At 51.2% G+C, this 8856-nt stretch carries 8 protein-coding genes, 15 tRNA genes and 1 rRNA gene; 23 read left to right on the top strand and 1 reads right to left on the bottom strand.

Annotation, left to right across the window (positions count from 1 at the left end):
• Nucleotides 1-10 precede the first annotated feature (10 nt).
• The 17 genes from rrf to C6I21_RS15585 all read left to right on the top strand — a co-directional run bounded on the left by rrf (nt 11) and on the right by C6I21_RS15585 (nt 3693).
• Nucleotides 11-127: ribosomal RNA gene (gene rrf, locus C6I21_RS15665) — 5S ribosomal RNA — on the top strand.
• 10 nt (nt 128-137) lie between these two features.
• A tRNA-Ala gene (locus tag C6I21_RS15660) sits at nt 138-213 on the top strand.
• A gap of 14 nt (nt 214-227) precedes the next feature.
• Nucleotides 228-304 (top strand) — tRNA-Met (locus C6I21_RS15655).
• Nucleotides 305-314: 10 nt separating this feature from the next.
• Nucleotides 315-407, top strand: a tRNA-Ser gene (locus C6I21_RS15650).
• 5 nt (nt 408-412) lie between these two features.
• Nucleotides 413-488: transfer RNA gene (locus C6I21_RS15645), tRNA-Asp, on the top strand.
• A 221-nt stretch (nt 489-709) separates the two neighbouring features.
• A tRNA-Tyr gene (locus C6I21_RS15640) sits at nt 710-794 on the top strand.
• A gap of 7 nt (nt 795-801) precedes the next feature.
• A tRNA-Trp gene (locus tag C6I21_RS15635) sits at nt 802-875 on the top strand.
• 11 nt (nt 876-886) lie between these two features.
• Nucleotides 887-962, top strand: a tRNA-His gene (locus tag C6I21_RS15630).
• 20 nt (nt 963-982) lie between these two features.
• A tRNA-Gln gene (locus C6I21_RS15625) sits at nt 983-1057 on the top strand.
• Nucleotides 1058-1062: 5 nt separating this feature from the next.
• Nucleotides 1063-1137, top strand: a tRNA-Gly gene (locus C6I21_RS15620).
• Nucleotides 1138-1150: 13 nt separating this feature from the next.
• Nucleotides 1151-1227, top strand: a tRNA-Arg gene (locus C6I21_RS15615).
• 5 nt (nt 1228-1232) lie between these two features.
• Nucleotides 1233-1306 (top strand) — tRNA-Gly (locus C6I21_RS15610).
• 26 nt (nt 1307-1332) lie between these two features.
• A tRNA-Ile gene (locus C6I21_RS15605) sits at nt 1333-1409 on the top strand.
• A 3-nt stretch (nt 1410-1412) separates the two neighbouring features.
• A tRNA-Asn gene (locus C6I21_RS15600) sits at nt 1413-1487 on the top strand.
• A 3-nt stretch (nt 1488-1490) separates the two neighbouring features.
• Nucleotides 1491-1565 (top strand) — tRNA-Glu (locus tag C6I21_RS15595).
• 5 nt (nt 1566-1570) lie between these two features.
• Nucleotides 1571-1646: transfer RNA gene (locus C6I21_RS15590), tRNA-Lys, on the top strand.
• Between the two features lie 601 nt (nt 1647-2247).
• Nucleotides 2248-3693 carry an NADP-dependent glyceraldehyde-3-phosphate dehydrogenase gene (locus C6I21_RS15585; RefSeq protein WP_105960414.1) on the top strand — a complete coding sequence of 482 codons (1446 nt, stop codon included), beginning with the start codon at nt 2248-2250 and terminating at the stop codon, nt 3691-3693.
• A gap of 41 nt (nt 3694-3734) precedes the next feature.
• On the opposite strand, the gene C6I21_RS15580 is transcribed toward C6I21_RS15585, so the two are convergent.
• Nucleotides 3735-4562 (bottom strand): DUF6612 family protein, encoded by an 828-nt coding sequence (locus C6I21_RS15580; RefSeq protein ID WP_105960413.1) that lies wholly within the window; start codon nt 4560-4562, stop codon nt 3735-3737.
• Nucleotides 4563-4689: 127 nt separating this feature from the next.
• Here C6I21_RS15580 and C6I21_RS15575 point away from each other — a divergent pair, with 127 nt between their 5' ends.
• The 6 genes from C6I21_RS15575 (at nt 4690) to C6I21_RS15550 (ending at nt 8842) form a co-directional block, all read left to right on the top strand.
• On the top strand, nt 4690-5238 hold the full coding sequence (locus C6I21_RS15575) for a helix-turn-helix domain-containing protein (RefSeq protein ID WP_105960412.1): 549 nt from the start codon (nt 4690-4692) through the stop codon (nt 5236-5238).
• A complete protein-coding gene (locus tag C6I21_RS15570; protein WP_105960411.1) occupies nt 5225-5425 on the top strand; it encodes a PLD nuclease N-terminal domain-containing protein in 201 nt (66 codons plus the stop codon). The genes C6I21_RS15575 and C6I21_RS15570 overlap by 14 nt, the downstream gene beginning before the upstream one ends.
• Nucleotides 5422-6318 (top strand): ABC transporter ATP-binding protein, encoded by an 897-nt coding sequence (locus tag C6I21_RS15565; protein ID WP_105960410.1) that lies wholly within the window; start codon nt 5422-5424, stop codon nt 6316-6318. The genes C6I21_RS15570 and C6I21_RS15565 overlap by 4 nt, the downstream gene beginning before the upstream one ends.
• On the top strand, nt 6315-7088 hold the full coding sequence (locus C6I21_RS15560) for an ABC transporter permease (protein ID WP_105960409.1): 774 nt from the start codon (nt 6315-6317) through the stop codon (nt 7086-7088). The genes C6I21_RS15565 and C6I21_RS15560 overlap by 4 nt, the downstream gene beginning before the upstream one ends.
• 78 nt (nt 7089-7166) lie before the next feature.
• The gene (locus C6I21_RS15555) at nt 7167-7664 is read left to right on the top strand and encodes an Lrp/AsnC family transcriptional regulator (protein WP_105960408.1); all 498 of its coding nucleotides are present in this window, start codon (nt 7167-7169) and stop codon (nt 7662-7664) included.
• Nucleotides 7661-8842 (top strand): aminotransferase, encoded by a 1182-nt coding sequence (locus C6I21_RS15550; RefSeq protein ID WP_105960407.1) that lies wholly within the window; start codon nt 7661-7663, stop codon nt 8840-8842. Before C6I21_RS15555 ends, C6I21_RS15550 begins: the two co-directional genes overlap by 4 nt.
• Nucleotides 8843-8856 lie beyond the last annotated feature (14 nt).

Here is an 8856-nt window from a genome sequence, read left to right as displayed (position 1 = left end):
ATGCTCAATATCCAGTCGCAACAGCGGAGAGGTCACACCCGTTCCCATGCCGAACACGGAAGTTAAGCTCTCCAGCGCCGATGATAGTTGGGGGCTCTCCCCCTGCAAAAGTAGGACGCGGCTGGGTACTTACATATGGGGCCTTAGCTCAGCTGGGAGAGCGCCTGCTTTGCACGCAGGAGGTCAGCGGTTCGATCCCGCTAGGCTCCACCATTTTTATATTTTTTGGCGGCGTAGCTCAGCTGGCTAGAGCGTACGGTTCATACCCGTGAGGTCGGGGGTTCGATCCCCTCCGCCGCTACCAATTTCATTACGGAGGAGTACCCAAGTCTGGCTGAAGGGATCGGTCTTGAAAACCGACAGGGGTGTCAAAGCCCGCGGGGGTTCGAATCCCTCCTCCTCCGCCATTTAAGGTCCAGTGGTGTAGCGGTTAACATGCCTGCCTGTCACGCAGGAGATCGCGGGTTCGATTCCCGTCTGGACCGCCATTTTCACTTCAAAAATCACTCGTTTTGCGCTATAATGACAAAAGAGTATTTTTGAATGTAAGCTGCCGAAGAAATTCGCAGCATGGTGCCACCCGTTTTCTTGACAAGAAGCAAGAAGGTCGAGAAGGCGAAAGAGAACGGACCGGAGCGCACTCAAGTGCGTGAGGAAACGTTCGAAGGAAGCTGCCGAAGAGATTCGCAGCTTATTGTCAAGAAAACATGGAGGGGTAGCGAAGTTGGCCAAACGCGGCGGACTGTAAATCCGCTCCTTCGGGTTCGGGAGTTCGAATCTCTCCCCCTCCACCATTTCCATAGGGGTATAGTTTAATGGTAAAACGAAGGTCTCCAAAACCTTTGATGTGGGTTCGATTCCTACTACCCCTGCCATACATATTCTGGCGGTTGTGGCGAAGTGGTTAACGCACCGGATTGTGATTCCGGCATTCGTGGGTTCGATTCCCATCAGCCGCCCCATGATATATTATTTATGTTAAAGGGCTATAGCCAAGCGGTAAGGCATCGGATTTTGATTCCGTGACTCGCAGGTTCGAATCCTGCTAGCCCTGCCAGTTATGCGGGAATAGCTCAGTGGTAGAGCACCACCTTGCCAAGGTGGGGGTCGCGGGTTCGAATCCCGTTTCCCGCTCCATTTAATTTGATAAGCGCCCGTAGCTCAATTGGATAGAGCGTCTGACTACGGATCAGAAGGTTAGGGGTTCGACTCCTCTCGGGCGCGCCATTTTTGCGGGTGTAGTTTAGTGGTAAAACCTCAGCCTTCCAAGCTGATGTCGTGGGTTCGATTCCCATCACCCGCTCCATTTTTTTGTCCTGAATCGTCTATTCAGGGCCTGTAGCTCAGTTGGTAAGAGCGCACGCCTGATAAGCGTGAGGTCGGTGGTTCGAGTCCACTCAGGCCCACCATGTTCCACAGTAGCTCAGTGGTAGAGCTATCGGCTGTTAACCGATCGGTCGTAGGTTCGAATCCTACCTGTGGAGCCAGACGGCCCGTTGGTCAAGTGGTTAAGACACCGCCCTTTCACGGCGGTAACACGGGTTCGAATCCCGTACGGGTCACCATGTACGAGCCATTAGCTCAGCTGGCAGAGCATCTGACTTTTAATCAGAGGGTCGGAGGTTCGAATCCTCCATGGCTCACCATCTTATTTATTCCACTGTCTCCTTCCGGGAGGCAGTTTTTTGTTGTGATCTTAACTGGCGGGAGCCGGCGCAGGCACGGCACTCAGTAACCTTATGTTAGATCCATGCGGATCTGGTGTATCAAAGCGGAAGATCTATTCTGCCTGAACACTCCTGTCACCTTTCATTTTCTCTGCAGTAAAGCGTGATGAAAAAGCAGTCATTTTGTGCCTCTCCGCTTTGCCCGGCTCATGAAATCTTTCGGAAAATAGCAGATTCATAAGTAGATGAATCAGTGAAATGAAAGAAAGAGAACATTCTGCACACGGGTTGTTAAATATGAAGAAACTCGTCTTGATATCCAATTATTGTTTATACATGCGTGAATAGAGATTGTATTATGTAAACAAAGCTCGGCGCCTTATGCTTGTAAGGAAATGTGTCATGAAAGCGTTTCATTTTTCAGAATATTGTCTGTATTTAGGAGAATGTGCTCAAATAAAACACAGAGAATTCGACATTTTTTTGAGCATAACTGTTGTGTGAAAGAGTTTTCACGTGTTTTAATAAAAAACATTAGCTGAAAACAGCTTACTAAATCGAAACGGAGTGTGAATGAATCATGGCATTACGTCAGGACAATAAAAAGTTTCATACGCTACTGAACAACGAATGGGTTGGTAGCAAAAGCGGAGAAACAGTTGAAATTTACTCTCCGGACGATCACGTAGTAACTGGAGAAGTTCCTGCACTGAGTCAGGAAGAAGTAGACAAAGCCATTACACAAACCGCCGATGTACAGGCGAACTGGGAAGCAACCGAAGGACATGAACGTTCTGAACTGCTTCACCGCTGGGCGGAAGAACTTGAAAAAATGACAGATGAAATCGGTGAAATGATTCACCGTGAAGTAGGAAAAACACTTTCTTCTGCAAAAGGAGAAGTGAAGCGGACAGCACAGCTGATCCGTCATACAGCAGAGGAAGGTCTCCGTACGCACGGAAGCTTTATCCAGGGTGACGCGTTCCCGGGAGCTTCCAAGTCAACAAAGGCGATGGTACAGAAAGTACCTCACGGCGTAGTGCTGGCGATTTCGCCTTTCAACTACCCGGTGAACCTTGCAGCGTCTAAAATTGCACCGGCACTGATTACGGGTAACACCGTGGTGTTTAAGCCGGCTACACAAGGCGCGGTCAGCGGACTGCTGATGGTGGAAGCACTTGTGAAAGCAGGACTGCCTGAAGGAGTTCTGAATGTGGTGACAGGCCGCGGCTCGGTTATCGGGGACTTTGTAGTAACTCATCCGAAGGTAGACATGATTACGTTTACCGGTGGTACAGCTACCGGTCAGCACATCGCTAAGAAAGCTTCCATGATTCCAGTCGTTCTTGAACTTGGAGGAAAAGACCCTGCGATTGTTCTGGATGATGCGGATCTGGATAAAACAGCGAAAGAGATTGTCGGAGGCGCACTCAGCTATTCCGGACAGCGGTGTACAGCGATTAAGCGTGTTATGGTCGTTGACAGCGTAGCGGATGAACTCATTGCGAAAGTAAAAGAGCAGGTGGAAGCACTGAAAGTAGGCCCTTCCAGTGAAGGAGCCAACGTAACACCGATGATTGACCAGAAGTCTGCGGATTACGTCGTGTCTCTGATCGATGATGCAAAGAATAAAGGTGCGACGGTCGTGACGGAAGGCAGTCAGGAAAAGAACCTGCTCGGCCCGACGATCCTCGATAACGTGACAGAGGATATGGAAGTAGCCTGGGAGGAACAGTTCGGCCCGGTACTGCCATTCATGCGCATTTCCAATGAGCTTGAAGCAATCGATCTGGAAAGACGGAACGCTTACGGCCTGCAGGCAAGTATTTTCACAAAGAATCTGGAGAATGCCTTTGCCATTGCAGATAAGCTGAATGTGGGTACGGTGCAGGTGAACGGAAAGACGTCCCGTGGACCGGATCACTTCCCATTCCTCGGAGTCAAAAGCTCCGGGCAGGGTGTCCAGGGTATTGGACGGTCCATCGACTCCATGCTCCGCGACAAAGTAATCGTACTGAACCTGTAAGAGATAGAAAAAAGCTGCGGCCCCGTGCCGCAGCTTTTCTTTTAGTTATCCGGCATATCATCGACCGGCATATCCTGCATTTGTGTTTCATCCACCGGAACCGCTTCGTTGATCACTTCTTCCGGAACAACGATGTCTTCCACTTCATTGAAATCATACATCGTCATGTCGACTGTCTGATCCATCGTGGTCGTCTGATCCATCATCGTCATCTCCATCGTCATTTCAATGGTTGCTGCTGTCTGATGTTTCGTTTCTTTATCGATGTGCACCGTGTAGTTAAACTGCTGAACATCGACCTCTTCCATCATATCCATCATCTCGTCGACACCTTCCATGTCACCGGAGAACTGCTGCATTAATTCCTGCATATCGAGCTCTTCCCCGGAAAGGTGGATAATGTATTCTCCATCCGTCTCTTCCATTTCCACAGACGACACATATTCCTGCATCTGTTCAAGCTGCTGTTCAGGGTTCATCTGCATATCTGCTGCAGCGAGAATGTTTTCCATCTCTTCCTCGGGTATCTGCATCCAGGAACCCATCACCGGCTCCTCCATGAAAAATCCATCCTCTTCGTGGAAGTAGGAAGTATAGGACATCGCCTCTTCCTCCCCCATCATGGACATCGTCGTCTCTTCATAAAAAGCGAGCGGCGACTGCGTGATTTCCATCATGCTGCTGGTGGAAATATCCATCGCATCTTCGCCCATCTGCATGGACTGTTCTACGTTTGCTTCCGCACGGTAGGACTCTACTTCCTCCATCGTTTCCGTACTATCCAGAAGAATACTTTCGACATCTTCAGAGCCGCAGGCACTCAGCAGAAGAAGCGCACTCCCGCCGGCTGTCAGAACTGCTTTTTTCATACTATCCCATCCCTTCTCTTTCATTGTACGAAAAAAACGAGAAAATGTTTCCGGTCTATTGCAGGAAACATAAAAAAAGTATACTATTATCAATAGTGATAATAATATCATTAATGAGAATGGAGGGATGAAGTTGAAGCGCGAAGAAATCATTCTCCATCCGCTGCGGATGCAGATCATCCAGGCACTGCTTCACCGGCCGATGACTCCTGCCGAACTGCTGGCACAGACGGAGGCTTCCCAGGCAACGTTATATCGGCACCTGCAGCTTCTGGAAGATCACAGCATTATCTATCCGTTGGAAAAACGGCCGGCAAGGGGAGCGGTGGAAAAAACGTACGCAATCGAACCGTCCAAAGCGTCGTTTTCTGCAGCAGACACAGCAGCGTGGTCCAAAGACGATCACCTTCACGCACTGACGTTATTTACAGGGCAGCTGATCCTGCAGGCATCGGATTATCTTGATTCCGAAAATCTCTCACCTGAAAAAGACGGGTACGGCTTCCATCAGGTGGATATGCAGCTTGAAGAAGAAGAGTGGCATGCTTTCCTTCAAGAGTATGCACAGCTTATACAGAAATATCATCAGAAATCCACGGACAGCGGCCGACGGTACACCGCCGCAGGCATGCTGATTCCGGAGAAAAAAAGGAGGGATTCCCATGGAACTGCTTGACACTTTCAACATGCAGCTGCTTCTCCCGCTGCTTCTGCTCGATTTCGTCCTGAAGCTGTCCGCGCTGATCGCCTGTGTACGACAGGAGATGACAAAAGAAAAGCGGGCACTCTGGATCATCATCATCGTTTTCATTAACTTTCTCGGACCAATTCTATATTTCCTGATCGGCAGGAGAAACGCATGATGCACATCCGGAATGTATCAAAATCATTTGGGCGCGTGCACGCAGTCAACGATGTTACGTTTTCGATAGCAAAAGGCAGCTGCACTACACTGCTCGGACCGAACGGCGCAGGGAAAACGACGCTTCTATCGATCGCCGCAAAGCTCCTGTCGGCGGACAGCGGTACAGTGGAAATCGATGGAGCAGCCGGAGATCTCCGCCGGCATATCGGATTTCTGCCGCAGTTTCCGCAGTTTTATTCCTGGATGACCGGATCAGAATACATGATCTATGCAGGAAGGCTGCATGGACTGACGAAAAAGGAAGCAGCTTTACGGAGCCGGGAACTGATGGAGCAGGCCGGGCTTACAGAAGCCGAAGAAAGAAAAATAGCAGGCTGGTCCGGCGGGATGAAGCAGCGTCTCGGGATGGCCCAGGCGCTCATCAGCCGCCCGTCCTTTCTCATTCTGGACGAGCCGGTTTCGGCGCTTGATCCGAAGGGCCGAAAGGAAGTGCTTACGCTGATGGAGGAATGGAAGGCATTCACCGGTATTCTTTACTCCACGCACGTATTGTCCGATGCGGCAGTCGTCAGTGATGACGTCGTTTTTATGCAGGACGGAAAGATCGTACTCTACGATACGATGGAAGGGGTCCAGAGCCGTGCCGGCAGCAGCAGTATCCGCATTGCCGTCACCCCGTTAACTGACCATTGGTGCCGTGATCTGGAGCGCGCTCCGTGGGTCCGGGAACTGCGTCAGGAAAACGACGCCGTCATCGTGCAGCTGGAATCCGGGGAAGGCGCGGACCGAAAGCTGCTTCACTATGTAACGGAGACAGGCGTGACGTTGACACACTGGGAAACCTACCGGCCGGCACTGGAAGACATTTTTCTGGAAGTGATGCAGTCATGAGTGCGTTCTGGCTGATGCACGCAAAAGAATGGAAGGAGAGTCTGCGCAGCTATCGTCTCATCTGGCTGCCGGTCGTCTTTTTAATTCTCGGCATTTCCCAGCCGCTGACGATGTATTATATGGAGGATCTGCTTCAGGCGGCCGGCGGACTCCCGGAAGGGGCGGTGTTTTCCATGCCCGAGCCTTCAGCTGGGGAAGTCATAGCGTCAGTTCAGGGTCAGTTTAACCAGATCGGCGTTCTTGTTCTGGTGCTCGCTTTCATGGGACAGCTTTCCGGAGAGCGGAAAGCGCAGACAGATACGATGATTTTAGCCAGACCGGTTTCATGGGGAAGTTTTGCAGCAGCAAAAGGGGTTCATGTGATGGGAATGGCTGCGTTCTGCTACGGTTTAGGCACAGGGGCTGCGGTATATTATACTTCTGTTCTTTATGGAACAGTGCCTTTCCATGATGCAATTTCGGCAGCAGGACTGTTTCTGCTCTGGCTGCTTCTCGTCAGTTCGCTTCTTCTTCTCTTTCAAGTGCTTTTTGCTTCCGGCACCGCGGCCGGATTTGTGACGATCGCTTCGGCGCTTCTTCTTTCGCTTGGGAGCAGTTTTTTTGCAGAAAGACTCCCATTTCTTCCCGGAAGACTTTCCTCAGTCTCCAGTCAGCTGTGGATGCAGCAGCCGGTGGAAGGGCTCCTGGGAACGGTTTTATCCGGAGCGGGACTGAGTATCGGACTCTTTTTCTGTGCTGTCTATCTGTTCCACCGACGTTCTCCTGCCTAAAAATTCGAACTATTTGACAGAGATGCTAGAATGAGCGCGGTATCTCATGTAAAATGGAGGAGCAGGGAGGAATACACCATGACAGAAAAAGAACGGGAACTACTACTATTAATTGAAAAAGAAGGAAGAATGCCGGCGGAGAAACTGGCCAAAATGCTGGATCTGCAGCTGAATGAAGTGAAAGGGATGCTGGAGCAGCTGGAGAAGCGGAGTGTCATCCTCGGTTATTCTGCTATTATAGACTGGACAAAAGCAGTAGGAACGGAAATGGTCACGGCGATGATTGATGTGAAAGTGACCCCTCAGCGCGGCGTCGGTTTTGATGAAATCGCGGAGCGTATTTATCGTTTCCACGAAGTGAAAGCGTGCTACCTCATGTCCGGTACGTACGATTTGTCGGTGGTGATTGAAGGCAGAACGATGTCGGAGATCGCCAATTTTGTCTCCGAAAAACTGTCGACGCTCGATTCCGTCATTTCCACAACGACGCACTTCCGTCTGAAGCAGTATAAGCATGACGGCATTATCTTTGATGAAGACGACGATGACGATTACCGGATGGTGGTTTCGCCATGACCGATGTGACCTCTACGCACAACGTTCATCTATCCGATGCGGTGGAGCGGATTCAGCCGTCCGGCATCCGCCGTTTTTTTGACCTTGCGTCGTCCATGGAAAACATCATCTCACTCGGTGTCGGCGAACCGGATTACACGACGCCGTGGAATGTACGTGAAGCAAGCATTCATTCTCTTGAGCGCGGCATGACGTCTTATACAGCCAATGCCGGGCTTCCCGAGCTGAGAGAAGAGATCAGCCGCTACCAGATGGAGCGGTTTCACACGCCGTATGATCCGGCAGAAGAAGTTATCGTAACCGTTGGTGCCAGTGAGGGCCTGGATATTGCGCTCCGCAGTGTCGTCAATCCCGGCGACGAAGTGCTGATCGTGGAGCCGTGTTTTGTTTCCTACGCACCGCTCGTCTCGCTCGCCGGCGGTATTCCTGTCGCGGTGCCGACTCGTATGGAAAACGATTTTCAAGTTGATGTGGAAGACATCCGCAGCCGTCTTACGCCGCAGACGAAAGCACTGATGATTTCATTTCCGAACAATCCGACAGGGGCGGTCATGGGAGCCGAAGAGCTCGAAAAAGTGGCGGCCTTGACGATCGAGCATGATCTCATCGTGCTGTCGGATGAAATTTATGCCGAGCTCTCCTACGACCAGACCCACGTCAGTACAGCTGCGCTTGCAGGCATGTGGGAACGGACGATTTTGATCTCCGGGTTTTCCAAGTCGTTTGCGATGACCGGATGGCGCGTCGGCTATGTCTGTGCTCCAGCTGTCTATGCTCGGGCGATGCTGAAAATCCATCAGTATGCGATGATGTGTGCTTCGACGATGGCGCAGTATGCCGCTCTGGAAGCAATGCAGAACGGACGCGTGGAAATGGAGGAAATGGTGGCAAGCTACCGCCAGCGCCGGAACTTTTTCGTGAAGTCGCTCCGTGAGGCAGGACTCTCCTGTCATCAGCCGGGCGGCGCGTTTTATGCATTCCCATCGATCCGGGCGACCGGGATGACGTCCGAAACGTTTGCGGAAAAGCTGCTTGTAGAGCAGCACGTCGCGGTCGTTCCGGGCCATGTGTTCGGTGAAGGCGGCGAAGGACATATCCGCTGCTCCTACGCCGCTTCGATGAGCCAGCTGGAGGAAGCAGTGGATCGAATTGCAGTATTCGTGAAGGATCATGCCTGAATCTTTTTGTGTTT

Source organism: Alkalicoccus urumqiensis (assembly GCF_002993335.1).
Taxonomy (GTDB): Bacteria; Bacillota; Bacilli; order Bacillales; family Salisediminibacteriaceae; genus Alkalicoccus; species Alkalicoccus urumqiensis.
Note: the sequence above shows the minus strand (reverse complement) of the source record. Positions and strands in the feature narration are given on the sequence as shown.